General features: G+C 59.0%; 29 protein-coding genes and 1 riboswitch. Of the genes, 13 read left to right on the plus strand and 16 right to left on the minus strand.

What is annotated here, in order from left to right:
• The first annotated feature begins 43 nt into the window (after positions 1-43).
• The 6 genes from G6R15_RS11560 (at position 44) to G6R15_RS11585 (ending at position 5,719) form a co-directional block, all read left to right on the plus strand.
• Complete coding sequence (locus G6R15_RS11560) at positions 44-367, plus strand: hypothetical protein (RefSeq protein WP_164659993.1); 324 nt, start codon at positions 44-46, stop codon at positions 365-367.
• A 59-nt stretch (positions 368-426) separates the two neighbouring features.
• Positions 427-1,785, plus strand: coding sequence for a glutathione-disulfide reductase (gor, locus tag G6R15_RS11565; RefSeq protein WP_164659994.1), 1,359 nt, complete (start codon positions 427-429; stop codon positions 1,783-1,785).
• Between the two features lie 69 nt (positions 1,786-1,854).
• Entirely contained in the window at positions 1,855-3,012 is a 1,158-nt protein-coding gene (gene hflK, locus G6R15_RS11570) for an FtsH protease activity modulator HflK (RefSeq protein WP_164659995.1), read from the plus strand.
• Positions 3,012-3,893, plus strand: coding sequence for a protease modulator HflC (gene hflC / locus G6R15_RS11575; protein ID WP_164659996.1), 882 nt, complete (start codon positions 3,012-3,014; stop codon positions 3,891-3,893). The genes hflK and hflC overlap by 1 nt, the downstream gene beginning before the upstream one ends.
• Entirely contained in the window at positions 3,893-4,087 is a 195-nt protein-coding gene (locus tag G6R15_RS11580; protein WP_108786003.1) for a DUF2065 domain-containing protein, read from the plus strand. Before hflC ends, G6R15_RS11580 begins: the two co-directional genes overlap by 1 nt.
• Before the next feature lie 177 nt (positions 4,088-4,264).
• Positions 4,265-5,719 carry a Do family serine endopeptidase gene (locus G6R15_RS11585; RefSeq protein ID WP_164660291.1) on the plus strand — a complete coding sequence of 485 codons (1,455 nt, stop codon included), beginning with the start codon at positions 4,265-4,267 and terminating at the stop codon, positions 5,717-5,719.
• A gap of 257 nt (positions 5,720-5,976) precedes the next feature.
• On the opposite strand, the gene G6R15_RS11590 is transcribed toward G6R15_RS11585, so the two are convergent.
• The 5 genes from G6R15_RS11590 to G6R15_RS11610 all read right to left on the minus strand — a co-directional run bounded on the left by G6R15_RS11590 (position 5,977) and on the right by G6R15_RS11610 (position 10,291).
• On the minus strand, positions 5,977-6,645 hold the full coding sequence (locus G6R15_RS11590; protein WP_164659997.1) for a Crp/Fnr family transcriptional regulator: 669 nt from the start codon (positions 6,643-6,645) through the stop codon (positions 5,977-5,979).
• 209 nt (positions 6,646-6,854) lie between these two features.
• Positions 6,855-7,469: an inner membrane-spanning protein YciB gene (locus G6R15_RS11595; RefSeq protein WP_164660292.1), complete on the minus strand. Its 615-nt coding sequence runs from the start codon at positions 7,467-7,469 to the stop codon at positions 6,855-6,857.
• An 18-nt stretch (positions 7,470-7,487) separates the two neighbouring features.
• Positions 7,488-8,390, minus strand: a complete 903-nt coding sequence (locus G6R15_RS11600) for a DMT family transporter (protein WP_164659998.1) — start codon at positions 8,388-8,390, stop codon at positions 7,488-7,490.
• 85 nt (positions 8,391-8,475) lie between these two features.
• A complete protein-coding gene (gene ftsY, locus G6R15_RS11605; protein ID WP_164659999.1) occupies positions 8,476-9,597 on the minus strand; it encodes a signal recognition particle-docking protein FtsY in 1,122 nt (373 codons plus the stop codon).
• Between the two features lie 58 nt (positions 9,598-9,655).
• Complete coding sequence (locus tag G6R15_RS11610) at positions 9,656-10,291, minus strand: lysoplasmalogenase (protein WP_164660000.1); 636 nt, start codon at positions 10,289-10,291, stop codon at positions 9,656-9,658.
• Positions 10,292-10,439: 148 nt separating this feature from the next.
• On the opposite strand from G6R15_RS11610, the gene G6R15_RS11615 reads away from it, so the two are divergent.
• Both G6R15_RS11615 and G6R15_RS11620 read left to right on the plus strand, forming a co-directional pair.
• On the plus strand, positions 10,440-11,450 hold the full coding sequence (locus G6R15_RS11615; protein WP_164660001.1) for an alkane 1-monooxygenase: 1,011 nt from the start codon (positions 10,440-10,442) through the stop codon (positions 11,448-11,450).
• A 23-nt stretch (positions 11,451-11,473) separates the two neighbouring features.
• Positions 11,474-11,869: a hypothetical protein gene (locus tag G6R15_RS11620; RefSeq protein WP_205520509.1), complete on the plus strand. Its 396-nt coding sequence runs from the start codon at positions 11,474-11,476 to the stop codon at positions 11,867-11,869.
• Positions 11,870-11,998: 129 nt separating this feature from the next.
• On the opposite strand, the gene G6R15_RS11625 is transcribed toward G6R15_RS11620, so the two are convergent.
• Both G6R15_RS11625 and xseA read right to left on the minus strand, forming a co-directional pair.
• Entirely contained in the window at positions 11,999-12,640 is a 642-nt protein-coding gene (locus G6R15_RS11625) for a glutathione S-transferase family protein (protein WP_164660002.1), read from the minus strand.
• 1 nt (position 12,641) lies between these two features.
• Positions 12,642-14,210 (minus strand): exodeoxyribonuclease VII large subunit, encoded by a 1,569-nt coding sequence (gene xseA, locus G6R15_RS11630; protein ID WP_164660294.1) that lies wholly within the window; start codon positions 14,208-14,210, stop codon positions 12,642-12,644.
• Positions 14,211-14,286: 76 nt separating this feature from the next.
• Here xseA and purD point away from each other — a divergent pair, with 76 nt between their 5' ends.
• Positions 14,287-15,549: a phosphoribosylamine--glycine ligase gene (purD, locus tag G6R15_RS11635; protein ID WP_164660003.1), complete on the plus strand. Its 1,263-nt coding sequence runs from the start codon at positions 14,287-14,289 to the stop codon at positions 15,547-15,549.
• A gap of 174 nt (positions 15,550-15,723) precedes the next feature.
• Here purD and G6R15_RS11640 read toward each other — a convergent pair whose 3' ends face one another.
• On the minus strand, positions 15,724-16,245 hold the full coding sequence (locus G6R15_RS11640; RefSeq protein WP_164660004.1) for an ATP-binding protein: 522 nt from the start codon (positions 16,243-16,245) through the stop codon (positions 15,724-15,726).
• A 30-nt stretch (positions 16,246-16,275) separates the two neighbouring features.
• Positions 16,276-16,710: an ABA4-like family protein gene (locus G6R15_RS11645; protein ID WP_240336741.1), complete on the minus strand. Its 435-nt coding sequence runs from the start codon at positions 16,708-16,710 to the stop codon at positions 16,276-16,278.
• A 74-nt stretch (positions 16,711-16,784) separates the two neighbouring features.
• Between G6R15_RS11645 and G6R15_RS23105 the strand changes: the two genes are divergently transcribed.
• The gene (locus G6R15_RS23105; RefSeq protein ID WP_164660005.1) at positions 16,785-17,231 is read left to right on the plus strand and encodes a MarR family transcriptional regulator; all 447 of its coding nucleotides are present in this window, start codon (positions 16,785-16,787) and stop codon (positions 17,229-17,231) included.
• Between the two features lie 292 nt (positions 17,232-17,523).
• Here the strand turns inward: G6R15_RS23105 and G6R15_RS11655 are convergent, their stop codons facing one another.
• Positions 17,524-18,144, minus strand: a complete 621-nt coding sequence (locus tag G6R15_RS11655; protein WP_164660006.1) for an FG-GAP-like repeat-containing protein — start codon at positions 18,142-18,144, stop codon at positions 17,524-17,526.
• Between the two features lie 131 nt (positions 18,145-18,275).
• Positions 18,276-18,599: a 2Fe-2S iron-sulfur cluster-binding protein gene (locus tag G6R15_RS11660; RefSeq protein WP_164660007.1), complete on the minus strand. Its 324-nt coding sequence runs from the start codon at positions 18,597-18,599 to the stop codon at positions 18,276-18,278.
• A 163-nt stretch (positions 18,600-18,762) separates the two neighbouring features.
• Here G6R15_RS11660 and G6R15_RS11665 point away from each other — a divergent pair, with 163 nt between their 5' ends.
• Positions 18,763-19,128, plus strand: coding sequence for an OB-fold nucleic acid binding domain-containing protein (locus tag G6R15_RS11665; RefSeq protein WP_240336742.1), 366 nt, complete (start codon positions 18,763-18,765; stop codon positions 19,126-19,128).
• Between the two features lie 83 nt (positions 19,129-19,211).
• On the plus strand, positions 19,212-19,745 hold the full coding sequence (locus G6R15_RS11670) for a peptidoglycan-binding domain-containing protein (protein ID WP_164660009.1): 534 nt from the start codon (positions 19,212-19,214) through the stop codon (positions 19,743-19,745).
• Between the two features lie 9 nt (positions 19,746-19,754).
• On the opposite strand, the gene G6R15_RS11675 is transcribed toward G6R15_RS11670, so the two are convergent.
• Both G6R15_RS11675 and G6R15_RS11680 read right to left on the minus strand, forming a co-directional pair.
• Complete coding sequence (locus tag G6R15_RS11675; protein ID WP_164660010.1) at positions 19,755-20,456, minus strand: glutathione S-transferase N-terminal domain-containing protein; 702 nt, start codon at positions 20,454-20,456, stop codon at positions 19,755-19,757.
• A 47-nt stretch (positions 20,457-20,503) separates the two neighbouring features.
• Positions 20,504-21,367 carry a DUF726 domain-containing protein gene (locus tag G6R15_RS11680; protein ID WP_164660011.1) on the minus strand — a complete coding sequence of 288 codons (864 nt, stop codon included), beginning with the start codon at positions 21,365-21,367 and terminating at the stop codon, positions 20,504-20,506.
• A gap of 233 nt (positions 21,368-21,600) precedes the next feature.
• Positions 21,601-21,678, plus strand: a riboswitch (SAM riboswitch).
• Positions 21,679-21,749: 71 nt separating this feature from the next.
• Here G6R15_RS11680 and metZ point away from each other — a divergent pair.
• Positions 21,750-22,940, plus strand: a complete 1,191-nt coding sequence (metZ, locus tag G6R15_RS11685; RefSeq protein WP_164660012.1) for an O-succinylhomoserine sulfhydrylase — start codon at positions 21,750-21,752, stop codon at positions 22,938-22,940.
• A 193-nt stretch (positions 22,941-23,133) separates the two neighbouring features.
• Here the strand turns inward: metZ and G6R15_RS11690 are convergent, their stop codons facing one another.
• From G6R15_RS11690 to G6R15_RS11700, 3 genes are all read right to left on the minus strand, one after another.
• Positions 23,134-24,111, minus strand: a complete 978-nt coding sequence (locus tag G6R15_RS11690) for a hypothetical protein (protein WP_164660013.1) — start codon at positions 24,109-24,111, stop codon at positions 23,134-23,136.
• A gap of 106 nt (positions 24,112-24,217) precedes the next feature.
• Positions 24,218-25,462 carry a Xaa-Pro peptidase family protein gene (locus G6R15_RS11695; protein WP_164660014.1) on the minus strand — a complete coding sequence of 415 codons (1,245 nt, stop codon included), beginning with the start codon at positions 25,460-25,462 and terminating at the stop codon, positions 24,218-24,220.
• Positions 25,459-26,244: a 2OG-Fe(II) oxygenase gene (locus G6R15_RS11700; RefSeq protein ID WP_164660015.1), complete on the minus strand. Its 786-nt coding sequence runs from the start codon at positions 26,242-26,244 to the stop codon at positions 25,459-25,461. The genes G6R15_RS11695 and G6R15_RS11700 overlap by 4 nt, the downstream gene beginning before the upstream one ends.
• Positions 26,245-26,309 lie beyond the last annotated feature (65 nt).

Below are 26,309 nucleotides of genomic sequence, written 5' to 3' on the forward strand. Positions count from 1 at the left end.
ATTTGGGGCGTTCGATCTCTTGCGTAACTTGTCCCGTCGGCCTTTGGTTTTCACAGTCGGACCTGAGGGGATTGGGTTTCAGGCACCGGATGGGACTTGGGTGAATGTCTTCTGGTCATTGGTGCGCTCATTCGAATTGAACCGCAGGGACCGAAGCCGGGTATTTGGCAAAAGTTGGATCAATCTGGATGACCCGGACAAAGGTCGTCACCGCCTGCGCATTCCGTTGCAATCGCTTGATCCGGACATATGTGAGCAACTCATCGCGGATATCCAGACGTATCGCACCGACGTGACCGCCCCCTGGCAACAGCAATTGGCCAAACGCGCGGGCGACTTGAACAGACTGGACAGCAGCGCGGTATAAGGTACACCCCTTTGCACGGTCTCTTGGCCGGTGGTAGAATTCCAGATGAGGCGGAATAGATGAGCTTTGACTATGATCTCTTCGTGATTGGTGGCGGTTCGGGCGGCGTGCGTGCGGCGCGTGTGGCTGCGGGCGACACCGGGGCCAAGGTGGCGCTGGCCGAAGAGGACCGCTATGGCGGCACCTGTGTGATCCGCGGCTGTGTCCCCAAAAAGCTGATGGTTTTTGCCAGCGAATATTCCGGCATGGTCGAAGATGCGCAAAGCTATGGCTGGGACATCAAGCCGGGTGCCTTCAACTGGGACGCGTTCAAGGGCAAGCTGCATGCTGAACTGGACCGACTGGAAGGCATCTATCGCAACATCCTGAAGAACAACGGCGTCGAAAGCTTTGATCAGCGCGCCGTAGTGGTCGATCCGCACACCGTCGAGCTGGCAGATGGCACCCGCAAGACGGCCAAGCATATTCTGGTCGCGACCGGTGGCTGGCCAACGATCCCAGAGTTTCCGGGCTCGGACCTGGCGATCACCTCGAACGAGATTTTCCATCTGGATGAGTTGCCCAAAAAGATGCTCATCGTCGGCGGTGGCTACATCGCTTGCGAATTTGCAGGCATCATGAACGGTCTGGGCATCGAGGTGACGCAATACTATCGTGGGGCGCAGATCCTGCGTGGCTTTGATGACGAAGCGCGCGGTCTGGTCAGCGAAGAGATGTGCCAAAACGGCATCGACCTGCATCTGGGCACCAATGTGCTGGAGATGAGCAAAGAGGGCGATCAGATCCGGGTCAAGGCGACCAACGGGGATGAAAACCTGTTCGATCAGGTGATGTACGCCACGGGGCGCAACCCAAACTCGACCGGTCTGGGCCTTGAGGCGCTGGGCGTTGAGCTGGGTCGCAAGGGTGAGATCAAGGTTGATCAGTACAGCCAGACGGGCGTCCCCTCGATCTATGCCATCGGCGACGTCACCGACCGGGTGAACCTGACACCGGTTGCGATCCGCGAAGGCATGGCCTTTGTAGAGACGGTTTTCAAAGGCAACCCGACATCGCCCGATCACGACCTGATCCCGACAGCGATCTTTACCCAGCCCGAGATGGGCACAGTGGGACTGTCCGAGGAAGAAGCCGCCGAGCAGGAACCGGTTGAAGTATACGCAACCTCGTTCAAGCCGATGCAGCAGAGCTTTGCGGGGCGTTCGGCGCGGGTGCTGATGAAGCTGATTGTGTCCAAGGCCACGCGCAAGGTGTTGGGCTGTCACATCGTCGCCCCCGGCGCGGGCGAGATGATCCAGCTGGCCGGAATCGCGGTCAAGATGGGCGCGACCAAGGAAGATTTCGACCGGACCGTGGCGGTGCACCCGACCATGTCCGAAGAACTGGTCACAATGAAGCAGCCAGTGCGCAGCGCTTGATTTGCAAGCTGGAACACACAGGTTTAAGTTGACGCCGCAATGTGCGGTCTGACGAAGGGATAACAACGAATGGCGGGCAATAACGGTGGCCCCTGGGGGGGCGGAGGCTCTTCCGGTGGCGGCGGCAACCGAGGCAACGGCGGGAACAACGGGAACGGGCAGCGCCCACCCGAAGGTGACAAACCCCAGATCCCCGAAATCGACGACCTGATGAAAAAAGGTCAGGAACAACTGCGTGTGCTGATGGGCGGCCGTGGTGACAATCGCGGCGGCAGCGGCGGTTCCGGCCAAGGCGGCGGCGGTGGTCCGCTCTTTACCCGCGGCACCATTGGTTTGGGCCTTGTTGCGGCGGCGGTTCTGTGGGGCTTTGCCAGCATCTACACCGTCAAACCCGAAGAAAAGTCAGTCGAATTGTTCCTGGGCAAGTTTTCGGCCATCGGTGAACCGGGCCTGAACTTTGCACCCTGGCCGCTGGTCACAGCCGAGGTTATCCCGGTCACCCGCGAACAGACCGAGGATATGGGCGGCGCCCGTGGTGGCAATGATGGCCTGATGTTGACCGGCGACGAAAACGTTGTCGACATCGACTATCAGGTTGTTTGGAACATCAACGACCCCGCTCAATACCTGTTCAATCTGCGCGACCCGCGCCCGACCATCCGCGCGGTGTCGGAATCGGCGATGCGTGAAATTATCGCCCAATCCGATCTGGCGCCGATCCTGAACCGGGATCGTGGTGTTATCGGTGACCGCCTGCAGGACCTGATCCAGTCGACATTGGACAGCTACGATTCGGGTGTGAACATCATCCGTGTCAACTTTGACAAAGCTGACCCACCGCCGACCGTGATCGACGCCTTCCGCGACGTTCAGGCAGCGGCGCAGGAACGGGACCGCTTGCAAAACGTGGCCGATGCCTATGCCAACCGTGTGTTGGCCGAAGCTCGCGGTGAAGCGGCACAGTTGCTGGAAGAAGCCGAAGGGTACCGCGCCAGCGTGGTGAACGAGGCCGAAGGTGAAGCCAGCCGTTTCTCGGCCGTTTTAGAAGAATACTCCAAAGCGCCCGAAGTGACCCGCAAGCGTCTGTATCTGGAAACCATGGAGCAGGTTCTGGGTGATGTGAACAAGGTGATCCTTGATCCCAGCACCGGTGGAGAAGGACAGGGCGTTGTGCCTTACCTGCCGCTCAATGAACTGCAGCGCAAATCTGGCGAGGGGTCGAACTGATGCGGAAGACAACATTCATTCTCCCCGTGATCGTGGTTGCCGTTGTGGTGGCTCTGTCAGCGCTTTTCATTGTGGACGAGCGTGAAAAGGCGCTTGTTCTGCAGTTTGGTCGTGTGATTGACGTCAAGGAAGAGCCGGGTCTGGCATTCAAGATCCCGCTGATCCAAGAGGTCGTGCGCTATGACAGCCGTATCTTGTCGATCGACGTACAACCGCTCGAAGTGACGCCGCTGGATGATCGTCGTTTGGTGGTTGATGCCTTTGCCCGGTACCGGATCAGAGACGTCAAACAGTTCCGTCAGGCCGTTGGTGTCGGTGGGCTGGCTACGGCCGAGGACCGCCTGGACAGCATCTTGCGTGCTGAAACACGCGAAGTGTTGGGTTCGGTCAGCTCCAAGGACATCCTTAGCTCGGATCGTGCGGCGCTGATGCTGCGCATCCGCAATGCGGCGATTGCCGAGGCTATGGCCTTGGGTCTGGAAGTCATCGACGTGCGTTTGAAAGCCACCGATCTACCAAGCCAGAACCTTGAAGCGACGTTTGACCGGATGCGCGCCGAGCGTGAGCGGGAAGCGACAGACGAACGTGCCCGTGGTAACGAGGCGGCGCAGCGTGTGCGCGCGCAGGCCGATCGGACAGTGGTTGAACTGGTGTCCGAGGCCAAGCGTGAAGCCGAAGTGACACGCGGTGAAGCGGACGCGCAGCGGAACGGCATTTTTGCCGAAGCTTACGGGCAGGATGCGGAATTCTTTGAATTCTACCGTTCGCTAACCGCCTATGCGCGCGCGTTGAAAGGCGAAAACAGCTCGTTGGTGATGAGCCCGGATTCCGAGTTCTTCAACTATCTCAAGTCGTCTAACGGCGCGGCAGCGTCTGAGTGATGGCAACGATCCTTCTGGCTTTAGGGCTGGTATTGATTGTCGAGGGGCTGGCGTACGCGCTGGCCCCTTCGCTTATCGAGCGTATGCTTGAAGCGCTTCGTCAGATCCCCGAGGTCGCGCGTCGACAGGTGGGGCTGCTGGCACTGGTCAGCGGGCTTATTTTGGTCTGGCTGGCCCATCAATTGGGCGTCTGAAGTCACGAGCGGTTGAATTGACTGCGATCTGACGTTGCGGGGGCGCACTTTCTGACTACATTAGATGCAACTGCAGGTGTCCAGTCAAACGGGCGCACGATTAGATTTGTTTCAAGGAGGCTTCCAGTGCAGTCGAAAGCACGTGCAATTTCCCTAACGCAGGACCGCGATACATGGATGTCGCAGGCGCGACTGATGTGGTTGGTGGCCTTGTCGGCGCTGTTCGTGTTGACGCAGGCGCTGATCGCGCAAGCTCGCCCCGAAAGCCTGGCGCCGCTGGCCGAAAAGATCAGCCCGGCGGTGGTCAACATCACCACTTCGACCCTGGTTGAGGGGCGCGCTGGCCCGCAAGGTATCGTACCCGAAGGGTCACCGTTCGAGGACTTCTTTCGCGAATTCCAGGACCGCAACGATAACGGCAACGGCAACGGCGACCGTCCGCGTCGCAGTTCGGCCTTGGGTTCGGGGTTTGTAATCTCTGAGGATGGTTTCATTGTCACCAACAACCACGTGATCGCCGAAGCTGACGAGATCCTGATCGAGTTTTTTCCGGGTGAAGGCCAACCGGCTAAGGAGCTGGTGGCCAAAGTGATTGGCACCGACGAAAAAACCGACATCGCGTTATTGAAGGTCGAGGCTGATGGCCCGCTGAAGTTCGTAAAGTTCGGTGACAGTGACACCGCCCGCGTGGGCGATTGGGTCATCGCCATGGGCAACCCGCTTGGGCAGGGCTTTTCGGTGAGTGCCGGTATCGTGTCGGCTCGCAACCGGGCGCTCAGCGGGTCCTATGACGACTACATTCAGACGGACGCGGCCATCAACCGGGGCAATTCGGGCGGGCCTTTGTTCAACATGGATGGCCAAGTGGTCGGCGTGAACACCGCGATTCTATCGCCCAACGGCGGCTCGATCGGTATTGGGTTCTCGATGGCCTCGAACGTGGTCACCAAGGTGGTCAACCAGCTCAAGGAATTCGGCGAAACCCGCCGCGGCTGGCTGGGTGTGCGCATTCAGGATGTGACCGACGATGTGGCCGAGGCCATGGGGCTGAGCAAAGCCTCGGGTGCCCTGATCACCGATGTGCCCGAGGGGCCCGCAAAAGAGGCAGGCCTTTTGTCAGGCGACGTCATCATGACCTTTGACGGGGTTGATGTGAAAGACACTCGCGCCCTGGTACGCCAGGTCGGCGAAACCACGGTCGGCAAAGCCGTGCGTGTGGTTGTCTATCGTGACGGAGGGACGCAGACCGTATTGGTGACCCTGGGTCGTCGTGAGGATGCCGAACGTGCGCCGGATGGCGATAGCGAAGGCGAAACCGAGCCGGAAACGGCACAGAAAAGCGTTCTGGGCCTGACCCTAGGCAGTCTGACGTCTGACTTGCGTACGGAATTGGGACTGGACGATGATGCCACCGGGTTGGTTGTCATGGACATCGACGAGACCTCGGAAGCGTTTGAAAAAGGACTGCGTGCGGGTGATCTGATCACCGAAGCGGGTCAGCAAAAGGTCACGTCGCTGGCGGATCTTGATGATCGTATAGAAGAGGCCACTGAGGCCGGGCGCAAGTCGCTGCTGCTGCTGGTACGGCGGGCGGGCGAACCGCGGTTCGTGGCGTTAACACTGGACGAGTAAACGGGCCACCCCGCATCAGTGGGGGAGGGGTCTCTGAAAGGTCGCAGCTTTGAAGGCTGCGGCCTTTTTCTATGCCGGGGCTAAACAAAAAAGAAGCCATGCAACCCGAAGGTGCATGGCTCCTCATGTGGTGCGGTGGCACATTAGGACAGAACACTGGGGATGTTCCTGCGCCTCCTGGTACGGTTACCTAGGGCAATCATGCAGGGAATGCAGGAGCAGCGTCTGTGAACAAAGTCACATGCGTCGTCGGAGGGTCAGATTTGGTCCAGTTCAGCCAGATCGCGCAGCGCGTCAAAGTCCCGGATGATCAATGCGCCACGCGTAGCATCCAGCACACCGATGCGTTTCCAACCCGAAATGGTTTTTGACACCGCCTCGCGCGTGGCGCCCACGTACTCGGCCAGTTCTGACTGTGAGAGGTTGATCGTCTCGGGACACGCTGCGTCCACCAACGCCAGATGCAGAAGTTTGCGGGCCAGCCGGGTGGGGACCGCGAGAAAGACCTGCTCGTTGAGTTGTTGACCCATCCAACGCATGCGCTGTCCGGCCAGGCGGATCAGGTCCCCGGCAAGTTCTGGATGTTCTTGGATCTGGAGCAGGACGTCCACGCTGCGGACCCGCAAGACCAGCGAGGGTTCGGTGGCTGTGACCGTTGCCGTGCGTGGGCCAGGATCAAACAGCGCGATCTCGCCAAAAACGGCACCAGGCCCCATCAAATCGAGCGACAGCTTGCGCCCGTTTTGCGACACGATCGAAAACTCCAGGGAACCTTGCGTGATGGCATAAAGGGCATCACCCTCGTCGCCTTGTTCAAACAACACCTCGCCTCGATCCAGTTTGATTTCGGTCGCTTGCGCGGAAAGCGTGGCTTTGAGGCGATCGGACGCCTGTGCTAGAAAACCGGTCTCGGGTAGTGATGTCATGCAATGCCCCCTTTGTTTCAGGTCTAGGGGCAGAGAAAAATCAATGCAACGCTTTAGGTTTGTACAAGTTGCTCCGCCTTCGGCTGCGCGTCCTGCGGACGGCGGGGGGCGTGGCACCATGCGGGCTTTGCCCGCATGGTGCCACGCCCAACAAGAGGAGAGGTTCCGTCAGGGACCGCGACGACTGGCGGGAGCGCCCCGGATTTTTTTCAGGCGTCTTCGTCCTGATCGGGTTCGATCAGATACTGTTGCAGAAGGCTGAACTGCATCATCAGAAATGCCATCAGCGCAATGGGAAATCCGAATGTTTCGATCTTGACCCACAGGTCGGTCGACATGGTGCGCCAGACGAATTCATTGGCGATGGCCAAAAGGGCGAACGCCCCGCACAGGCGACGGGTCAGGATCATCCAGCCCTCGTCGCGCATGGGCAGCATTTCGTTGAGAACAAACGCCAGGTAGCTGCGGCCTTGTAGTAACCCGATACCCAGGATGAAGGTGAAACAGCCATAAACCAGGGTGGTCTTCATCTTGAAAAACCGCTCGTCATTGAACCAGGCAGTGAGCCCACCAAAGAAGATCACCATGAAGGCGGTAAAAATCTGCATCCGGCTGAGCTTACCCGTCAGAAACCACAGCACGCCCATCGCGGCGAGCAGGATCGGGACAAAGATGATCGTGGCAACGATAAAGCCTGAATACTCGGTACCTGCAAATTGATAGCTCTCGTCCCGAATCCGAAGATAGATCAGGAAAAACGCCACCGTCGGGCCCAGTTCCAAAACCTGTTTCAGGATCGGGTTGATTTCCATTTTTTCGGCCATGCCTGTGTGTTCCGTCATTTATCCACCCACCTCAACTATCACGGCGCCGAGCGCAATCAACGCCATAAGTGCAATCCGACGCGGGCCAACGGTTTCTTTCAGCACCAGCCAGCCAATGAGAGCGGCAAAAACCGTGGACGTTTCGCGCAGGACCGCTGCTTCGCCGACTTTGTCCAGCCGCGTTGCCAGCATGATCGAACCAAATGACATGAATGCGATCAGCCCTCCGATCACGCCGCGCAGCATCAACGGCCCCGGTGTGGGGCGGGCCGGCATGTTGCGCCAGCGAATGTATGCGATGAAGGGGAAGGTGGCCCCGTCAATCATGAAAAACCAGGCCAGAAAGGTGAAAGGATCCGCCGTCGCGCGGATACCGTATGCGTCGTAGGTGGTGTACAGTGCCACAAACAGCCCGGTGAGCAGCGCCAGCCCCAGGGCAGCTTTAAGCGTCGCACGGTTTGTGTCGAGATTGCGCAGGTTGTAGATCGCCAACCCAAATATACCCGCAAGCAGGACTGCAACGCCCATCCATTGGCCAAGCGTGAAAGTCTCACCAAACAGCAAGTAGGCCCCGATTACGGTAAAGAGCGGCCCGGTGCCCCGGACCACCGGGTAAACCACCGTATAAGCCCCACGGGTGTAGGCCATTGATTGCAGCACTTTGTAAGCGATGTGAATGGCCCAGACAGTGGCGAAAATCACCCACATATGCGCCTCGGGCCAAGGCACCACAAAAAGCGCAAAGGGTGCGGCCATCAGGCAATACGAAAAATCAATCGCGCCGCGTGTCAGCCAGGGATCGTGACGACCCTTTTGCAGCGCGCCGAAAACCGCGTGTAAAAACGCCGCAAGAAGCGCAAGCATCAAAGCCATCTGATGACCGGCCGCTGTGCCTTCCAGTGAGATCAGCCAGTCACTCAAGGTGAGGGGTCTTTCCTTGTAGAGAAGCTGGAGGCTATCTGCGCCCCATCTCTCCGAGGGTACTTAGAACAAGATGAAGCGGAGGTCAGCGGCTTTCCAGCCCGGTCAGGGCCTTGGCGAAATCTTTGGGGTCAAAGGGGGCGAGATCGTCGATTTGTTCGCCGACACCGATGGCATGGATCGGCAGGCCGAATTTGTCGGCCAGCGCGACCAGCACGCCGCCTTTGGCGGTCCCGTCAAGTTTTGTCATCACAAGGCCGGATACATCCGAGATGTTGCGGAATACCTCAACCTGATTCAGCGCATTCTGGCCAGTGGTGGCGTCCAGCACGAGCAGAGTGTTGTGCGGGGCGGTTTCATCCTTTTTTCGGATCACGCGGACGATCTTGGCCAATTCTTCCATCAGGTCGGCCCGGTTTTGCAGACGGCCTGCGGTGTCGATCATCAGCAGATCGGCGCCGTCTTCCTGCGCGCGCGTCATGGCGTCGAACGCGAGCGAGGCAGGGTCCGAGCCTTCGGGCGCGGTCAGCACAGGCACACCTGCGCGGTCACCCCAAACCTGAAGCTGTTCAACAGCCGCCGCGCGGAATGTGTCACCGGCGGCGATCACCACCTTCTTACCTGCCGATTTGAACTGGCTGGCCAGCTTGCCAATGGTCGTGGTTTTGCCCGAGCCATTCACGCCCACCACGAGCACCACCTGCGGGCGCTTGGAATACAGCGGCAGGGGTTTGGCCACAGGTTCCATCACCCGAGTGACTTCATCCGCAAGCATCTGTTTGATCTCATCCGTTGACAGCTTTTTGCCAAATCGCCCTTCGGCCATGTTCGACGTCACGCGGAGCGCAGTGTCCACGCCCATGTCGGACGCAATCAACAGCTCTTCGAGCTGTTCGATCATGTCATCATCCAGAACGCGGCGGGTGACTGTTTGCGTCTCGCCTCGGGTGAAAAGGCGGCCAAGGATGCCCTTTGTTTCTGGGGTTTGGGCCTCGGGTGCGGCTTGAGGTGTCTGTGTAGGGGGCTGAACCGGGACAGGTGCTTGCGGAACCGGTTCGGCTGCAGGCTCCGGTGTTTCTGGCGCAGCCTGAGGCTCAGGCGTCAAGGTTTCTTCTTCGCCGCCGTCCTCGACAATCGCGTCCAACCCCTGTTCGAGCTTGGATGAGGATTTGAACAAACGGTTTTTGAGCTTGGAAAAAAACGCCATCGTGGTCTCCGCAAAGTGCTGCTTCCACCTAATGCCTAATCACGCAGGTTGCAAAGGGTCACACGAGCGCAATGATGAACCCGGCCTGCGCGCCCCAGTAAAGAGGCCACACTGCGTAGGGGGTGACGCGCAACAACGGGTGTTCAGGTCGCAGCAGAAATTTCTCGGTTGCCAGAATCAGGTCCGAAGCGACAAACGACATGGCCGCCGGGAACACCCAGACCAGCGGGCCTGCTTGGGGCAGGGCAAGCGCCGCAATGCCCATGCCCAGGATGATGGGGATATAAGCCAGCACAGGGCCACGCAACTCACCCGCGCGCGGGGGCAGCAGGATTGCCATTGCCACACCGAAACCGACCAGAACCGCCAAAGGCAAGAGCTGTGCACTGACTAAGGCCAGGTCGCTGGTTGGATGCGACAGAAAAACGGCGACATAGGCCAGATGCCCCAGGGCAAACGCGCCGATCCCTGCCATAAAGGTCTGGTCCGTTTCCCGCGATAGCAGCGCATCCCCTACTGCGCACAGCGCCAGGGCCAGGCATAAAAGCCACAGCCCCGCCAATCCGGCGATCATGGCAAGCATCGCTACCGAAAGTGTTTTGGTCGCGGTCCGCAGGATGCTGGCAGGGCGGGCGGTTAGGAACAGGTAGGCAAAAGCGTTTGCTGCGGCAAACCAGAACAGGGCTTGGGTCATGGGGCCTCGGGGCAGTAGGGCGTTTGGGCAAGAAGGCACCGAAACTGGGGCGAGGTGCAAGTTCTGGCGTTTGACAATCTGTTCTGGCTGACGCCAAGTTATGCTCAGAACGCCGCCCCAATCGAGGGGCCAAGATGGATTCCAACAGATGCTCTGGTTTGCCTTTGCCAGCCTGTCCCCCGTCGTGACATTAGGGTTCGCGGCCCAGTGGGGCGGCGGGTGGAGCCTGTTGTCGCTGCTGCACATGACGGTATTTGTCGTGGCGATGGATCGCATAAAATCCATACCGCTGCTGAGTCTTGAGCGCGGTGAACAGGCGGCACGCGGTCTGAGTATTCTTCTGGGCATCGTGCATTTTGGGGTGTTTATCGGGGTTGTACATGCTTTGGCTTCTTCAGAATTCACAGGAGAGAGTAAGGTTGGGTTGGCTGCCGCTGCAGGACTGTTTCTGGGGCAAATATCCAACTCCAACGCGCATGAGTTGATCCACAGGTCCGGGCGGGCCGAACGCGCCTTAGGTGTAGCGGTTTATGTTTCGCTGTTGTTTGGCCATCACGTTTCAGCACACCGGCGGGTGCACCATGTGCATGTCGCTACGGATCGTGACCCGAACTCCGCACGTCGCGGGCAAGGGTTCTATCGGTTTTGGCTTCAAGCCTGGATCGGGTCATTTCGCGCCGGATACGCGGCCGAAGTCGCAGCGCGGAATGGGCGCAGCCTGAATCCTTATTGGATCTACGTTGGTGGAGCTCTGGTGTGCCTGGCCACCGTTGCTGGGGTGTGGGGCTTCAAAGGCGCTCTCATCTGGATGGGGCTTGCGGGGTTTGCGCAGACACAATTGCTGTTGGCGGATTATGTTCAGCACTATGGCCTGCGCCGTGCCCGGCGGGCTGATGGCAGGCTGGATCCCGCCGGGCCTGCGCACGCGTGGAACGCGCCGCAGTGGTATTCGGGCGCGATGATGCTGAACGCGCCGCGTCATTCCGATCACCACATGCATCCCGGGCGCATCTTTTCGAAACTCAAGTTGCGGCAGGACATGCCAGTCTGGCCCTATGCCATGCCGGTGATGGCGGTTGTGGCCCTGGTGCCGCCGGTTTGGCGGCGTGTGATGGATCCGCGCGTGGACTGCTGGTCAAGTGATCATGGCGGGAGCTGACGCAATTTGCGAGACTTGAGACCATGCTGACCCGCTTGATGATTCTCCTGTCCCTCTGCGCTGCCCCTGTAGCGGCGCAAAGCCAGATGAGTGCCGAGGAATTCGAGTCCTACACCAGGGGCAAAACGCTGTTTTATGGGAACGGCGGCGAAGTGTATGGCGTCGAACGCTACATGGCGGATCGCCGTGTCATCTGGTCCTTTCTGGATGGGAACTGCAAGGAAGGCGTCTGGTATGAACAAGGTGGGCAGATATGTTTCATCTACGAGGATCGTCTTGATCCGCAATGCTGGAGTTTCACCCAGACGCCTCGCGGCCTGATCGCCCGGTTTGAGGATGACCCAGACGCCACCGAGCTCTACGAAGCGGAGGACATCGGAGAAGAGATGCTCTGTTATGGGCCGGATGTTGGGGTCTAGCCAAAATCGCCCGCGGTCTTGGCGTCCTGCGGTGACGCGCCGTGCGCAGCGCGGCGCCGGGCCCAACCAGAGGAGATGTCCCGCAAGGGGCTTCGACGATGGGCGGGAGCCTCTGGTGTGTTGATTGGCCTAGCCCACGCGCAGGGCGTCGTAAGACAGCGTGACATGATCCTGGTAGGCCGGACGTTGGCAAAGGTCGAGGTAGTAGCGCCGCAAATGGCGCAGATCAGCCCGCTCGATGGCGATATCGTAGTACCGATAAAGAACGTGCCCCAGCTGGATGTCAGCTAGGGTGAATTCCGCGCCTGCCAGATAGCGGTTCTGCGCCAGCTGCGCGTCTGCAATCGCCAGCTTAAGCTCCAGCTCCTCCACAGCTGCCCTTATGGCTTGGGCGTCCTGATCTTGCGGCGCAGTTCGAACCACACGCCAGAACACCGGCACCGTGAATTCTTGTGCCACGTTGATCTTGGCCCACTCGGCCCATTTGTCGACCTGCGCGCGTACAACTGGATCAGAAGGCCAGAAGCTGATTGCCCCATAGGTCGCGGCCAGGTATCGCAGGATCGCGCCGGTCTCCCAGATCGGATCGCCGTCCCCATCCCTTAGAACCGGAACCGTGCGATTGGGGTTGAGCGTACCGAACGCCTCTGTGTCCAGCCCGCCATGGATATGGCCCGCGTCGTGACGGATGTAGGGCAGGTCCAACTCTGCAACGCACCACATCAGCGCTTGTACGTTCGATGATGTCCTACGGCCCCAGATCGTCAACATCTCAGAACAAGGACCCCTGGTTCGGCGGGGTGGACTTGGGTTTCTTGGCGGGTGGTTTGGGAACCGCCTTTTCGGTGTCCGATCCGCCTGTGCTTATGCGGCCATCGTGGAACTGAATCTCAAGGGTGGTGGCACCACTGGCCTGCTCTTTGGACGTGACGAGTTTTCCGTCTGAGCGGATCACTGCAAATCCACGTTCCAGCGTAGCTTCATATCCGAGGGACGCCAGCATTCGATCCGTGTGCTCTACCTTGGCGTGCAGTTGGTTGAGTTGTGCCTTGCCGACCGAAGACAAGCGCTGAAGGAGAGTGTTGAATTCATTACGCTTACGCAACAGGTCCTTTTGCAACCTGTCAGAATTCAGACCACGGGCTTGGCTGTCGAGCCGCTCTCGACGCATCGCAATCACCCGGTTCAAGGCAGGCGCCGCGCGCTCGGTTAAGCTCTCAACGCTCTGGCGGTCGGTTTTGATGCGCCGTTGCAGCGTCGAAGCCCGCAGCGGGGCCGTGACTTCGGATAAGGACAAGCGCCGGTTTTGAACCCCGCGGATCAACGCGTTGGGCAAACGTTCGGCGGCCTGGTCCAAGCGTTGACGTGGTGTGTCCAGAAGTGTTTCTGCGCGCGGCAAAGCGCGAGACAGATCACGCAGGCGCTGTGACCGGCGCTGCACACCATCCGTTGTGGCCCGCGACAGGCGCGCCCCCTGTTCTTCGATCCAGGCCGCCAGTTCCAGGCGCACGGGTACGGCAAGTTCTGCGGCTGCCGTCGGCGTTGGCGCGCGGCGGTCCGAAACAAAGTCGATGAGAGTGGTATCGCTTTCATGCCCCACAGCCGAGATCAGCGGAATGTCACTGGCGGCGGCGGCGCGGGCCACCACCTCTTCGTTGAACCCCCAAAGGTCTTCGACCGATCCGCCCCCACGTGCTACGATCAACAAATCTGGCCGGGGCAGGGCACCGCCCGGTGTCATCTGGTTGAACCCGTCAATCGCGCGTGCCACTTCCGGCGCGCAGTTAGCACCTTGCACGGCAACGGGCCAAATCAGCACCTTACGCGGGAACCGATCCCGAAGGCGGTGAAGAATGTCGCGGATCACCGCGCCAGACGGAGACGTCACAACGCCAATGATCTGCGGCAGATACGGAAGCGGTTTCTTGCGCTCAGACGCAAAGAGCCCTTCGGTCTCAAGCAGCTTCTTGCGCTTTTCCAAAAGCGCCATCAGCGCGCCCTGACCGGCAACGGCGACCTCGTCCACGTTCATGTTGTACTTGGATTGCGCACCAAAGGCGGTGAGCCGTCCGGTCACCACAACCTCGAGCCCCTCTTCAGGCACAACCGAAAGACCGCCGATCTGTCCTTTCCACGTGGTGCAGGCCAGCACGCTGCGGTCGTCCTTGACGTCGTAATACAGGTGACCCGATCGCGCCTTGAACACGCGGCCGACTTCGCCACGGACCCGAATCCGACCAAAGGTGCCTTCCAGCGTGCGCTTGACCTCTCCCGAAAGCTCAGACACCGAATATTCAGGCATGTTTTGACCCGGAATCGGATCGTCGAGGAGGTCGGACATTTCGGCACCTTGTGTCAATGGTCGGGCCAGCTTAGAACGCGCGGCAAGCAAGGCCAAGCACATCGGAGCGCGTTTCATGAATATCCTCATCCTCGGCAGCGGCGGGCGTGAACACAGCTTGGCCTGGGCCGTGCTGCAGAACCCCAAATGCGACAAGCTGATTGTGGCGCCGGGCAACGCAGGCATCGCGCAGATCGCCGATTGTGCTGCCATCGACATCGAAAGCGGCGGGGATGTGGTCAGCTTTGCAGAAGCAAACGCGATTGACTTTGTGATCGTCGGCCCTGAGGCGCCGTTGGCGGCAGGCGTGGCGAACCGACTGCGCGAGGCAGGCATTCTGGTCTTTGGCCCATCTGCGGCAGCGGCGCAGCTTGAAGCCTCCAAAAGCTTCACCAAGGAAATCTGCGCTGCCGCAAATGCCCCTACAGCGAGCTACGGACATTTCACCGACGCTGAGGCGGCCAAAGCCTACATTCGCGAACAGGGCGCCCCCATCGTGGTCAAGGCCGATGGTCTGGCGGCGGGCAAGGGCGTGATCGTGGCGATGGACGAACAGACCGCGCTGGACGCTATCGACGACATGTTCGGTGGTGCCTTTGGCGGAGCCGGTGCCGAAGTGGTGATCGAGGAGTTCATGGAAGGCGAAGAGGCATCGCTGTTTGTGCTCTGTGACGGCGAGGACATCCTGTCCATTGGTACGGCCCAAGACCACAAGCGTGTGGGCGAGGGCGACACCGGCCTGAACACCGGTGGCATGGGCGCCTACTCCCCGGCATCGGTGCTGAGCGCCGAGATCGAAGCGCTGGCGATGGACCAGATCGTGCGTCCGACGATGGCCGAGATGGTAAAGCGCGGCATGCCGTTCCAAGGTGTGCTGTACGTCGGGCTGATGATCAAGGACGGTAAGCCGCGATTGGTGGAATACAACGTGCGTTTTGGTGATCCGGAATGCCAGGTGCTGATGATGCGACTTGGTGCGCAGGCAATGGACCTTATGCACGCCGCGGCGCAGGGGCGTCTGGGGCAGGCGCAGGTCAACTGGGGCGATGATCACGCCATCACCGTGGTCATGGCGGCCAAAGGCTATCCGGGAGCTTATGAAAAAGGCACCGAGATTAAGGGGCTGGACGCATTGCCCGAAGACAGCTCGAACATGGTGTTCCATGCAGGCACCAAGGCTGAGAGCGGAGCTGTGCTGGCCTCTGGCGGGCGTGTTCTGAACGTTACCGCGCGCGGGGCGTCGCTGAAAGAGGCACGGGATCGGGCCTATGAGATGGTCGAGGCCATCGACTGGCCCGGCGGCTTCTACCGCCGCGACATCGGCTGGCGCGCGCTGTAAACTGGATCGCTAAGGACTGTAGACTGGAGAAGGCCCCTGTGAGGGGTCTTTTTTTCGCGCGGCGGTCAAGCGTTTCTGGCACGTTTCGGTTGTTGGGGCTACCTTCGGATGTCAGTTTCGAGCCCAAAGTACATGATGCTGCATACTGTACGAACGACCGCTCTATGAAGTAATCTATAGACGCTTTTCCAAATCTGCCAGCGACATCGAGGCCACCTCATCATCGCTGGGCAGTTCCCAAGTCGTTTCGATATAGTCAAACATGCCGCGTGTGATTTCCATATGGAAGCTCTCACCTTGGTTCGTGTTGCGCGCTTCAATACGTTTCCACCGCTCTGATGCATCGACACTCAGGACATGCAGTTTTGCCGCAAACTGAGCTTGTTTCGCGAGTCTGCCATACTTCTGACGGTGTTCTTGCCGCTGAAACCCAAAGTCCAGGATCGAGGGAATGCCCAACTTGCCAAGCTGTAACGCCATTGCCCACATTTGCGCCTCGCAACGATGGACGCGTGGGAAAATCCATGCGGGGTCCAAGGCGTCCGGTGCGTCCTCTCCAAACAAGGATACCATCCATTCATCGATCGAGAATACAACTCCGCCGTTGCTGTTGGCCAACGCGCGGGCATATGTCGTTTTGCCCGCGCCCGTTGAGCCGCAAATCAGGTGAACTTGCTGTGTGTTATCGTCATGCATTGGGAAAATCTTTCTTTAGTGTAAATCAGTTTAGGTCGCTTTTTTCGGCGCAAAGATGCGAACGATTGAAAAGGCAAGGAAACCCGCTGGACCAAAAAGAAACGTGACTGGAAGGCAGGGTGCAACAAGCCAGAAGCTTTGGCCATCGCGCCTTGACGTTCTGCACATCCAGGCCCCGATCAATAAGTCAAACGCTAGATAATGCACCCACCCGGCCATCATCGCATTGGGGTTCGCAAACAGGTCGATAACTTCAGCGAGACTGCCAAATCCGCCCCCGCCGTTTGATGGAAAAATGAGGGCGAGAGTGACATAGCCCAATGAGAGCAAGGTCGGAATGACATAACCAGCAATCAAGTCAGACCAATGTGGAATGAGCGGCGCTGCGAGCAAAACAAGCCAGCCTGCCATCGCAAGTAAGCCAGCAATTGAGAAAATAATTTCAAGGTCCATGACGTCACCCATTATTGATCAGGATAATTCGCGCACCAGTATTGCAATGTACTTGCATATGCAAGCAATATGCATACAATGTCCACATGAATGATTTATGCCTCACAAATACTCTTCGCCTTCTACAATCGGCGGATCAGATCAAAGCACGACTTTCGGGCGATTTCGCTTCGGTCCACGGTCTCTCGGTGAACGAGGTTTTTCTCCTCTTGCACTTAGAGCAAGCGCCTCTACATCGCCTGTCCCGTGTCGAACTTGCAAAGCGGATGCACGTGAGCGCGTCGACGGTAACGCGTATGGCAGCGCCCTTGGAGAAAATCGGGGTAGTAGCGCGACAAACGGACGAAAGGGACGCAAGGTTGGCATTTGTAGTCCTGACCGAATCTGGGTTGGAGAAAGTTCACGAAGCGCGTGTCACATTCACAAAACAGGCAGGCTATGTTTTTCGTGACCGCTGGACCCAGGAAGACTTGGAGCAGCTTTCCGGCCTGCTTCATCGCTTGATCGCAGATGCCCCTGGTAATCTGACTTAGAAGTCGGCCTTTTGTAGGCAGCCATTGGCGCAGTCGCAGAGAAAGCTCACTTTGTCCGCCAAGCGGATTTGGTTGGTCAACAGAGCAAAAGCTAGCGGGGCGTTTTTGCGTCCTGAATCGGCCTAATTTGTTACATTCAAGATTGCTGTTCGCGCCGAGCGTATGAAAGAACCAAAACTCGATGGCTGTTATCTGAGCAGACGGGAGCTCCCGCCCATCGTTGACACCGGGGCGGTGTCGCCTCTGGTTGGGCCGGGCGCCGCGCTGACGCGCGGCGCGGTGGCACCCAGGATCAACAATTGCGCGCGGCTTCCAGGCTTTGGCGCCCGGTGAAAGCTCCGACGTTGCTTTGTTGCCAGCCTTGGCCGTCATGGCGGACCGAGATGATGTGGCGCCAATCGCCTGAGGCGAGGATCAGTTCTGATGTGTCGCCGCACTGGCGCAACCCGCCCGAGATGAAGTCCTCGCCAATCCGGTGGTTGGTCAGGCCAGGAAGAGTTGCGATCTCGGTCAGTGTGCCGTCTTTTACCCGCCAGATGCGCAGGGTCTTGGCCAGATGGGGTCGGTCGACATAGGCGATCTCGACAAAACCATCGCCGTCCAGATCGGCGATCCCTGCGGGAGCAAGCCAGCGGTTGCGGGTGCCGATATGGGGCGTTGCGGCGATCTTTTGGCCGGTCAGGTTATAGACCGCCAACTGCGCGCCGGTTTGGGCCTGGCTTTCGATGGTGACGATTTCGGGCACTTGGTCGCCGTCCAGATCGGCAAGCCGGGGGGCGAGGTCCTCGAACACGCGATCCTGAGGGAGGCGGACAGTTATGGTTTGACCGGCCGACTGGATCACCAAAGCGCCGTATTCGACGTCGTCCCCCAATACACCGTGAGGATAGCGCCGGGTCGGTTCGTCATACACGGCACTCACTGCCGTTTGTGTGGTTTGCGCGGTGACCCCTTGGGGCAGTGGCCACAAACACGCAGCTATCACCGCGCCGCGAATGGACGCGGGCCAGGGGCGCGACGTTCGGCGCGGCGCCCCCTTTCGCATCAGATCTGCTTTTCGGGCATCTGCACGACCAGGCCGTCCAACGCGTCGGTCACCTTGACCTGGCAGGTCAGGCGCGAGCGGGCAGCGTCGGGTTCGAAGGCAAAGTCCAGCATGTCCTCTTCCATGTCGTCTTTGGCGGGCAGTTTCTCGACCCATTCGGGGTGCACGTAGACATGACAGGTCGAGCAGGCGCAGGCGCCGCCGCAATCGGCTTCGATGCCGGGAATGTTGTTGTCCCGTGCGCCTTCCATCACGGTCAGGCCGTTGGCGACATTGACGGTATGCTCTTTGCCACCGTGCTCGATGTAAGTGATCTTTGCCATTGCTCACGTCTTCCTTTGCGATGTTCCGCGAACTCCTTAGACAAGGGACATGGGCGATGCCAGTGTCATTTGCGACCCAGGCTGACGCGTCTGGACTTTCGTAGCGTATGTTCTATCTTTGTTCCTGTATTTGAACCCAAAACAGGGCAGGGCCGTGATGTTCGTGACACCGATTCACCAAACCACCCAGACGGGCGGCTGGCCGCGCCCGCCTGCCTGCCTGGTGGCCGCCCGGTTGGAAGAACCGCCCGAGGGCGCGCGGATCACCGTGGCGGGGTTGGTGATCCTGCGGCAAAGGCCCGGGACGGCCAAGGGGGTGATTTTCCTCACGCTTGAGGACGAAACCGGGGTGGTGAACATTGTGGTCTGGCGCAAGATCTATGAACGCTTCCGCCGCGCGGTTATTGCCGGGCGGCTCTTGCGGGTCACGGGCCGGATGCAGCGGGCCCATTCCGTCACCCATGTGATTGCCGAAGAGATCGAAGATATCTCGCCCATGCTGGACCACCTACTGGCGCCGCAACCTTAGGGCCAAGCTCAAGACAATGTCTTCCTTTGCGCGGGCAGCGCTTTTGCGATAAAGTCACGCCAAACGCCCACAGAGGCCCGAGCATGACCCAGTTTCGTATCATCTTAAGCGCGCTTGCGCTGACCGGCCTTGCGGCCTGCGGCTCGGCTGTGCCTGATCTGGGGGCTTTGAACGAACCCGAGGTGACACGATTCAACGCCCAAGCGCCCCCCGGGGCTGCACCCAACACCTGTTGGGGCAAGGACGTGACGCCGGCCATCATCGAAACAGTCACCAATCAGGTGATGCTGCAACCGGCCCAAGTGCTGGCCGACGGCACCGTACAGCAGCCCGCAATCTTCAAGACTGAAACACAGCAACAGATAGTCCGCCCCCGGCAGGAAACCTGGTTTCAAACGCCTTGTGCGGATGAGATGACGCCCGAGTTTGTCTCGTCTATCCAGCGTGCGCTGGCCGCGCGCTATCTCTACCGTGGACCAATCAATGGAGAGATGGACGCCCGCACCCGCGCAGCCGTGCGCCGTTATCAAAAGCCCGAGGGGCTCGATTCCGGCATCCTGAGTCTGGCTGCTGCCCGCAAGCTGGGGCTGGTCGCGGTTGAACGGGAAGAAGGTTGAACCCCATCCTCATTTGCGTTTGAATAAAGTGTCCTGTGCCTGCGTGCTGCGGTGATCACCGCGTAGCTCGATTTTGAGAGATTGACCCGCCTGCACACCGGGGCGGCTGCCCACCTGCTCCAGCCAGCGTGCAAAATGCGGTTTGTCCTCCAGCGTCTGCTGCTGGCCTTCCCACAGGCAGGCCCAAGGCCAAATGGCCATGTCCGCGATGGAATAGAAATCACCGGCCACATATTTGTTCTCAGCCAGACGCCGATCTAGCACGCCATAAAGCCGTGCGACTTCCGCGCGATAGCGGTCTTTGGGATACGGCAGGTCCTGGGGTGGGTCCAAATTGGGTGCATACTTGAGGAAGTGATGCGCTTGCCCCGCCATTGGGCCAACGCCCCCCATTTGCCACATGAGCCATTGTTCGACTGTCAGGCGGTCCCGTTCGGTTTCGCCATAGAACCGCCCGGTCTTGCGCGCCAGATACATCAGGATCGCGCCGCTTTCAAAAAGCGACACCGGCGCGCCGCCCGGCCCGTCCGGGTCGATGATGGCGGGCATTCGATTGTTGGGGGCGATTTTCAGAAATTCAGGGTCGAACTGATCGCCTTTGCCAATGTTGATCAGATGCAGGTTATAGGTCAGCTCCATCTCTTCGAGTGCGATGGACACCTTCCACCCGTTTGGCGTGGGCCAATAGAAAAGGTCAATTGGTTGCTGCATGCGGTCCCCCTCGGTTTCGCCGCTCTGGCGCAACGATCATAGCCGGATCATGGGGAATTCTGCACAAACGGCAAGGGGAAGTCATACCTGGGCAGCGCAAACAAACGTGACCAGCGCGCAGCTGCTTGACTGGGTAGAGCGTCTTTTAGCGTGGCCACTGACAACGGCTTATCGGTTGAAAGCAACCGCTCATACAGGGTGAACACGCCGGGACGCATATAGCTGGACCAATGGCAGACCCGCCTGCCAGAGGGGGCGATCGAAACACCAAGACAAGACAGCGCGTCCAGACTGTCGCCACAATCCAACTGCAAGGTCACCGCATTGGGCACCGAGATGCCTAGGCCGATAGCACGGTCGCGCGGCGCGGGCGGGGCGATGATCCACTCAAACAGGAAATCGAACAGATCATTTTCCCGCGTGGTCACGTTGAAAAATTCCACGGCCGTTCCAGCCCGTGTCGTCAAGGCTTCTAAGGCGCGCGTTCGATAAGCGGCTCCGGTCAGGGAAATGATCCGGTTCAGGTGACCCGGTTCAAGCTGGTGCAGGGCCTCCAACGCCAGCTCTATTCCTAGGGAATGGCCGATGAAATGAACCGGGCGGATGGGGTTCTCTTGCTTGAGACGGAGCACGACATTTGCCAAAGCTTGCCCCGCCTGCAGCGCACGCTGCCGCGCTGACCATAAGGTGCCATGTGCGTCCCACCCAAAGGCGATGGACAAACGGTCACTGCTGTCGAGACCCAATGCCACGGGCCAGCTTTTGACCCGTTTGGGATGAGTTTTGGGCGCCGTCGAGAACACCAAATTATGCGGGCAGCCGACGGGATCATGGGTGCGATAGGAATACCCATGGGCCATGATAACAACCGGCCCCGGAATGTCGCGTGTTTGCCGGATAAGGCTGTCCACAGGCTGCAGACTATTATGCAATCTTGGCTGCGTTCCTTGCGCATTGATCCGAAGTATCGTCATCCAGCTGCCCCAATCCAGATGTGCATGGGCTCCTTTGCATGACGCTATGACGGTTGAGTGAAGCCTTGGTTACAGCTCCGTGACGGCTGGTGTTGCTTGGTGAAATGGTGCGCAATGGATCGTGAATGTTGCGGGCTTGACGCAGCCCGTTGCGGGGCGTAAACGCAAATCACGAGCTACGTGGCGATTTGTTACCGGATTGCGGGCCACGCTAAACAACACCGCTAAAAGGTCAGGATGAAAGCCCCCTTTCGCTTGACCGCGTTAGGGGTTTTTTATTTTGAGCTTTCCGCCGGAAAGCAAGGAAAGGAACGATGACATGAGCGACAGCTGGAACAAACGTACCCAAGCCGTCCACGCCGGCGTGCGCCGAAGCCAATACAACGAGGTCAGTGAAGCGATCTTTCTGACCCAAGGGTTCGTCTACGAAAACGCCGAAGCCGCCGAAGCACGGTTCATCGAGTGCGGCGAGGATGAGTTCATCTATGCCCGCTATGGCAACCCAACCGTGTCCATGTTCGAGCAGCGCATCGCAGCGCTTGAGGGCGGTGAAGACGCATTTGCGACGGCGTCCGGCATGGCGGCTGTCAACGGCGCGCTGACCTCGATGCTCAAGGCGGGCGATCATGTGGTTTCGGCAAAGGCGCTCTTTGGGTCGTGTCTGTATATCCTGGAAAACATCCTGGCTCGCTATGGTGTCGAGGTGACATTTGTCGACGGCACCGACCTGACAGAGTGGGAAGCGGCGATCCGCCCCGACACCAAGGCCGTGTTTTTTGAATCCATGTCGAACCCGACACTCGAAGTGATCGACATCGAGGCGGTGGCCAACCTCGCACACGCCGTGGGCGCGACAGTGATCGTGGACAACGTGTTTTCAACCCCGGTGTTTTCACGCGCAATAGAGCAGGGTGCCGACGTTGTGGTCTATTCCGCGACCAAACACATCGACGGTCAGGGCCGCGCGCTGGGCGGGGTGATCATCGGCACCAAGGAATTCATACGTGGCACTGTTGAGCCCTACCTCAAGCACACTGGCGGCGCTCTAAGCCCATTCAATGCCTGGGTCATGCTGAAAGGGATCGAAACTATGGACCTGCGTGTGAACGCGCAGGCGGCATCGGCCCAAAAGATCGCCGAGGTCCTTGAGGGGCACGCAGAGCTAGAGCGTACTCTGTACCCAGGTCTGGCGACACACGCGCAGAACGATCTCGTACAGCGTCAACTGGGTGGCAAGGGTGGTACGGTTCTGTCACTGGACATCAAAGGCGGCAAAGAGGCTGCGTTTGCTTTTCTCAATGCGCTGACGATCCCGGTGATCTCGAACAACTTGGGCGACGCCAAATCTATCGTGACCCACCCGGCCACGACCACGCACCAGCGTCTGAGCGAAGACCAGCGCGATGAGCTGGGCATCACCCCCGGCTTGATCCGTTTTTCAGTTGGTCTTGAAGATGCCGACGACTTGTTGGCGGATGTCATACAGGCGCTCGACAGTCTGTCGGCGTAACACTCTTCGTCACGAGTCCAAGCTCAGGGACGCTCCCGCACCCGAGCGATCCCGACTGCGTCGGCACCGCTAGCGGCTTTGGGCCGGGCACCGGGCAAAGCCCGGTGCCCGGCCCAACGGGAGGAGGTGTTTCGTCAGAAACATCGACGACGGGCGGGAGCATCCCCGGATAATAAAAATGACCCACGTCTGCTCATTTGCAGATCGGCAATTCCAATGGGGGATGCTTGGGCAGCGACTGGCGCCACTGGTTTATGACCGGTTGCAAGGTACGTTTGGGCCAGAACTTTGGTGTTCCGATGGCTTTCAGGCAGGCCGCGTTCCAATAAAGACCGGCACCTGACACGGACTTGCCTTTCTTCACCGCCTTGGCCACGGCATTGATGTCCTTGCCCTCGGGGTAGATATACAGCGTTGTCGGATTGCCCTCGGTCAGCGCCAGGATGTCGCGCGATTCCGCAGGCGACCAGGTCGTGCACCCGTTGCTGCGCCCGCCGGTGTAGTTCACCAGCCTGCCATAGGGGACATAGCCGTCCTTGTCGGCATGAGGACTTTGGGGGTTCTTGTACCGGCATTGCCATTTCAAAAACACCGCCGGATGCCCGCCGATAGCCCGTTCGCGGGCGTTTGATGTTTCCCCTTCTCCGTCAAACAGCAGGAACGTGCGATAGAACGGTTTCCGCTGACCGGATTGATTGTAGTAACCTTTGAACGACGTACGGGATTCCGCGGTCACATAGGCCCCACCCATCGTCAACTTTGACCCTTCGGCGTTGCTGAAATTCCGGGCGCATTGCCGCCCGTTGGAAAAATTTGCGCGTTGTAGCTTGCGCCCGTTGCCATAGCCCGAGGATACCGCTCGGAAGCTCTGTTTGCCTTCACAGATAACATAGAAGCGCCGTCCCGGTCGGCCGCCAGATGTGCTGGGCCGGGTGGCGTCCTTAGCCAGATAGCAGGGGTTACTTATTTCCCCGCGTCGCCGCTTCTCAAAATAAAGTGCCCTTGCCCGGTTCAGGACCACAGGGGCTATCTGCCCCTCGCCGGTACCCACATGCTTGCGCAGCCATGACGGAATGTCCGAATTCTGCGCTATCGCCCGCGTGGAAAGAACGCTCGTTATCGGAGCCAGCACAGCGATAGCAATGGCGAGACGAAGTGAATGCGATAACATCGACACATCTCCTGCTTGATCAACCTCACGGGTAGTATAGCACGAATTGTGTAAATCAGGTGACCTTATGGCGCAGGCGGCGGCATTTGGCCGATCTGATTTCGTCTCACAACTCCCATGGAAAACTGTCCAGCCGCTCAGGGCCGTCCTCGGTAATCAGCACCTGGGTTTCCAGTTTGATGCTCTCGGAATCTTTTTCGCCGATAAGACTTTCGACACAGATAACCTGACCAACCTCGAATGCGCCCCCATGGCTGGCCTCGAAGTCAGGATGGAGCAGAACCACAGGCCATTCATCCGCCATGCCCACCCCATGGGCAGCCAGCGAGTAGCGGTAGCGTTGATAGGCCTCGGGGATCTGCCAGCTTTTGGCGTTGAACTCGGTAAATCTCAGCCCCGGTTGCATCAACGCCATGTTATGTTCGATCTGGGACCGTGCAGCGGAATACAGGTGTTTCTGCGTGTTATTCATCGCGGCCTCGCCGCAGATCCACGACCGACTCAAGTCAGCGCAATAGCCATAGGGGCCGATCATGTCCGTATCAAAACTGATCATTTCACCCAATTGGCATTCCCGGTCCGAGCATTCCTTGTACCATGGGTTAGTATTCGGCCCGCAGGTCAGCAATTTGGTCTCTAGCCATTCCCCACCCGATCGGGCGTTTTCGAAATGCAGATGTGCCCACAACTCGCGCTCGGTCACGCCGGGGTCTGAATGCTGATAAATCCGCGCCATCCCGGCTTCGCAGACGCGAATGGTCCAGCGCATCAACTCGATTTCGTCAGCGGACTTGATCGAGCGGGCAATTTCGGTGATCTGCCCGCCCTCGACGATTTGTACACCGCGCGCAGCGAGCGCCGCGACACCCTCGGGCTCCATACGGTCCACCGCCAATCGCATGTTGCCACCCCCATGGGCGCGCAATTCAGCCGCGATTTCATCGGCCCAGACATTCAGTCGCTCGTCCGAGCGGTCACCCGCGGCCATGAACATCCAGCCGATGGAATTGCGCAGTTCATCAATTCCCGGCAGGTCGGCATTCAAGTGCTCGCAGCCCTTGAATTCGAACATGATCCCGGGCCCATCATTCAGGATCATCGCGTAGCGGATCGGGTTGTGGCTGGTCCACACTCCCATATTGGAACTGTCAAAAGCATAGCGGATGTTGACCGGATCATAGAGCAGCAGACCCGCCACATCATGTTGGTTCATCAATGCGCGAAATCGTGACAGGCGATAGCTGCGGGCCCGGTCCAGCACCTCTTGTGGCACCGGGCTCTTGAGCGGTTTGTCAGCGCCTTCGGAGTTCAGATAAGCCAGTTTGCGGTCGTCTTTGAACGGCGCGTTCATGATGCGCGCCCATAGAAACCGATGCGCTCAGCCTCTGAAAAGGTCACGCCGGGGTTCTCGTAGAAGGAAAAGACAGAGATCACCCGCTCTTTGGCCCCCGAGACTGGGGTTACCCGATGCGCGGTGTTCTTGCCCTTGAAGACGTTCAGCGTGCCTGGGGTGAGCGAGATAACCTTTGACTCCGTGTCCTGACCATTCAGCAACTTGGCCACACCGTCATAGTTCGGATCGGTGTCGGTTCGCAGATCGGTACGGTACTCGAACCCGCCGCCCTGATCGGGGGCTTGCAGCAACAGGGTGGTGGTGAACTCGGACCGGTCAAAGTGCCAGTTCAATGCCTGACCTTCCCGATAGGACATCACGTTCACGCGGGCCAGCGGGTCCTCCATCACGTGCAACTCTGGCATGTCCATCGTGGCAGCCAGGAACAAGGCAAATTCAGGCCATTCGTAAAGGCGCAGCAGGGGCGAGCCAGTGATCTGATCTGCACAAAGCGTCCGGTTCGAGGTTTGGAATTGTCGCAGGGCAGGGTGATCATCTGCCAACCCGTCGATGGGTTTAAAATAGATGTTGTGCTTCCGTTCGTGCAAAAACGCCTCGGATTCGAACGGGGTCGACATCGCCTTAACCGCCTGGGCCGCAATGGCAGGGCGCATCAGCCCGTCCAGGTTGAACATGCCCTCCATCTCCAGATCGGCCTTGCAGCGATCAACAAGGGCTTGCCAATCGGCGTTGTGCGGGCGGTCCAGGGGAAAGCGGTCAAGATCAAGAATGTCGCGCATGGGAAACCTCGTTGGCGGTGGCTGAAGAAACCCTGTCATTTCGACACGAGGCTTGACCACTACGA

This window comes from Tropicibacter sp. Alg240-R139, assembly GCF_900537075.1.
Classification (GTDB): Bacteria; Pseudomonadota; Alphaproteobacteria; order Rhodobacterales; family Rhodobacteraceae; genus Falsiruegeria.

What these genes read in the sequence shown, in the direction of transcription:
- ftsY (WP_164659999.1), bottom strand. Translation starts at nt 9,597, where the DNA reads ATGGCGTTTTTTTCCAAGCTCAAAAACCGTTTGTTCAAATCCTCATCC.
- G6R15_RS11595 (WP_164660292.1), bottom strand. Translation starts at nt 7,469, where the DNA reads ATGGCCGAAAAAATGGAAATCAACCCGATCCTGAAACAGGTTTTGGAA.
- G6R15_RS11580 (WP_108786003.1), top strand. Translation starts at nt 3,893, where the DNA reads ATGGCAACGATCCTTCTGGCTTTAGGGCTGGTATTGATTGTCGAGGGG.
- purD (WP_164660003.1), top strand. Translation starts at nt 14,287, where the DNA reads ATGAATATCCTCATCCTCGGCAGCGGCGGGCGTGAACACAGCTTGGCC.
- metZ (WP_164660012.1), top strand. Translation starts at nt 21,750, where the DNA reads ATGAGCGACAGCTGGAACAAACGTACCCAAGCCGTCCACGCCGGCGTG.
- G6R15_RS11670 (WP_164660009.1), top strand. Translation starts at nt 19,212, where the DNA reads ATGACCCAGTTTCGTATCATCTTAAGCGCGCTTGCGCTGACCGGCCTT.
- G6R15_RS11675 (WP_164660010.1), bottom strand. Translation starts at nt 20,456, where the DNA reads ATGCAGCAACCAATTGACCTTTTCTATTGGCCCACGCCAAACGGGTGG.
- G6R15_RS11660 (WP_164660007.1), bottom strand. Translation starts at nt 18,599, where the DNA reads ATGGCAAAGATCACTTACATCGAGCACGGTGGCAAAGAGCATACCGTC.
- G6R15_RS11590 (WP_164659997.1), bottom strand. Translation starts at nt 6,645, where the DNA reads ATGACATCACTACCCGAGACCGGTTTTCTAGCACAGGCGTCCGATCGC.
- G6R15_RS11690 (WP_164660013.1), bottom strand. Translation starts at nt 24,111, where the DNA reads ATGTTATCGCATTCACTTCGTCTCGCCATTGCTATCGCTGTGCTGGCT.
- G6R15_RS11615 (WP_164660001.1), top strand. Translation starts at nt 10,440, where the DNA reads ATGCTCTGGTTTGCCTTTGCCAGCCTGTCCCCCGTCGTGACATTAGGG.
- G6R15_RS11640 (WP_164660004.1), bottom strand. Translation starts at nt 16,245, where the DNA reads ATGCATGACGATAACACACAGCAAGTTCACCTGATTTGCGGCTCAACG.
- G6R15_RS11625 (WP_164660002.1), bottom strand. Translation starts at nt 12,640, where the DNA reads ATGTTGACGATCTGGGGCCGTAGGACATCATCGAACGTACAAGCGCTG.
- G6R15_RS11610 (WP_164660000.1), bottom strand. Translation starts at nt 10,291, where the DNA reads ATGACCCAAGCCCTGTTCTGGTTTGCCGCAGCAAACGCTTTTGCCTAC.
- G6R15_RS11620 (WP_205520509.1), top strand. Translation starts at nt 11,474, where the DNA reads ATGCTGACCCGCTTGATGATTCTCCTGTCCCTCTGCGCTGCCCCTGTA.
- G6R15_RS11695 (WP_164660014.1), bottom strand. Translation starts at nt 25,462, where the DNA reads ATGAACGCGCCGTTCAAAGACGACCGCAAACTGGCTTATCTGAACTCC.
- G6R15_RS11645 (WP_240336741.1), bottom strand. Translation starts at nt 16,710, where the DNA reads ATGGGTGACGTCATGGACCTTGAAATTATTTTCTCAATTGCTGGCTTA.
- G6R15_RS23105 (WP_164660005.1), top strand. Translation starts at nt 16,785, where the DNA reads ATGAATGATTTATGCCTCACAAATACTCTTCGCCTTCTACAATCGGCG.
- xseA (WP_164660294.1), bottom strand. Translation starts at nt 14,210, where the DNA reads ATGTCCGACCTCCTCGACGATCCGATTCCGGGTCAAAACATGCCTGAA.
- hflK (WP_164659995.1), top strand. Translation starts at nt 1,855, where the DNA reads ATGGCGGGCAATAACGGTGGCCCCTGGGGGGGCGGAGGCTCTTCCGGT.
- G6R15_RS11585 (WP_164660291.1), top strand. Translation starts at nt 4,265, where the DNA reads ATGTCGCAGGCGCGACTGATGTGGTTGGTGGCCTTGTCGGCGCTGTTC.
- gor (WP_164659994.1), top strand. Translation starts at nt 427, where the DNA reads ATGAGCTTTGACTATGATCTCTTCGTGATTGGTGGCGGTTCGGGCGGC.
- G6R15_RS11700 (WP_164660015.1), bottom strand. Translation starts at nt 26,244, where the DNA reads ATGCGCGACATTCTTGATCTTGACCGCTTTCCCCTGGACCGCCCGCAC.
- hflC (WP_164659996.1), top strand. Translation starts at nt 3,012, where the DNA reads ATGCGGAAGACAACATTCATTCTCCCCGTGATCGTGGTTGCCGTTGTG.